The following is a 1,314-nucleotide window of genomic DNA, read 5'->3' as shown; positions in this document are numbered from 1 at the left end:
TCGTTGAAACGATCGAGGCAACCGAATGCAACAACTACTTCGCAAACGCCGGGTACGCTTCCGTCAAAACGTGAAAGACTCTAGGTTGACCGCGGCTGCCACGATGACTGTGTTGAAGAAGAACGACAGGATCGAATGCACAAGCACGACACGGCGCATTTGCGAGGTCGTGATGTTGGTGTCGGCAGTTTGCGCCGTCATGCCGATCACTGTCGAAAAATAGAGGAAATCCGAGCCCTCCGGCCGCTTGCCGCCGGGGAAGTCGAGGCCGCCGACCGGAATCCTCTTTTTGGTGTCGCCATCCATCGCATCGCCGTCCAACCAATAGAGATGCGCGTAGTGAAGTGCCGCCATGGCATGGATGGTCAACCAGCCAAGCGGGATAGACAATAGCGCGACCGTAAGCTCGACGGGATCCGCGCTCTTCTCCCTGTTGATCAATTGAAACAACGAAATGATGGCAATAGCGACCACAACCAGAGTGACCGCGAAGATCGCCAGTACCGGCAGGTCCGTGTCGCCTGCATTCTTGCGCAGATAGCTGCCGGTAAGCCGTGGCATGTGGGCGATGACAAGAACGAGATAGGCGGCAAAGAACACGTTGGCGCCGATCGAATAGGCGAGCGGCGCACGCCAGATCAGCGCTGCCCCAAAGGCTGCCACGCCGATGCAGGCCGACACCGCAAACAGCGTGTGGCGTCGCATGGGCATCTTGGTCGGGGTACCAGTCGCCATGGCCTTCAGTCCGCTGACGCGGATTTCAGCGCTCGCCGTAGGATGCGGTCAAGTTCGCCTAGGAACCGCGAGCGATCCTGCGGCGCGAAGCTCGAATTGTAGCCCTTGCTCTCGCCGGTTTCGCGCAGGTGCTGCTTGAGGTCGCGCATCGCCACCGCCATGCCGATCGTTTCGGGCGTAAACGGGCGTCCGGTCGGACCAAGTACGTGGGCGCCAAGCGCCACCGCGCGCGCGGCAAGCGGGATATCGGCGGTCACCACAATGTCGTTGGACCGGGCATTTTCGACGATCCAGTCGTCGGCGGCATCGGCGCCCTTGGGGACGACGACATTGCGGATCATCGGATCGCGCGACGGTCGCAAGCCGCCATTGGAGACGAAGGTGACGACGATGCCGTGCCGCTCGGCGACTTTTTCGACCTCGGCCTTCACCGGGCAAGCGTCGGCGTCGACGAGAATAGCAGGTGCGGGCATCGTTGTTCCAAATGTGAAAGAGCCGGGCGGCGTCGCCCGGCTCGATCGATGATAGTCGAGCGGCTACTAGGCCGGCAACGCGCCGGATCTCTTGGCCGTCCAGGTG

At 61.3% G+C, this 1,314-nt stretch carries 2 protein-coding genes; both read right to left on the bottom strand.

Features of this window, described 5'->3' with window-relative positions; translation table 11 throughout:
• Positions 1–63: 63 nt before the first annotated feature.
• On the bottom strand, positions 64–735 hold the full coding sequence (locus NKJ35_RS30780) for a DUF1345 domain-containing protein (protein WP_352651390.1): 672 nt from the start codon (positions 733–735) through the stop codon (positions 64–66).
• 5 nt (positions 736–740) lie between these two features.
• On the bottom strand, positions 741–1,208 hold the full coding sequence (locus NKJ35_RS30775) for a YaiI/YqxD family protein (protein WP_352651389.1): 468 nt from the start codon (positions 1,206–1,208) through the stop codon (positions 741–743).
• Positions 1,209–1,314: the final 106 nt, after the last annotated feature.

Source organism: Mesorhizobium sp. M0136 (assembly GCF_040322515.1).
Taxonomy (GTDB): Bacteria; Pseudomonadota; Alphaproteobacteria; order Rhizobiales; family Rhizobiaceae; genus Mesorhizobium.
Note: the sequence above shows the minus strand (reverse complement) of the source record. Positions and strands in the feature narration are given on the sequence as shown.

Excerpts from the sequence above, each read along its gene's own strand:
- NKJ35_RS30775 (WP_352651389.1), bottom strand. The coding sequence starts at position 1,208 with ATGCCCGCACCTGCTATTCTCGTCGACGCCGACGCTTGCCCGGTGAAG.
- NKJ35_RS30780 (WP_352651390.1), bottom strand. The coding sequence starts at position 735 with ATGGCGACTGGTACCCCGACCAAGATGCCCATGCGACGCCACACGCTG.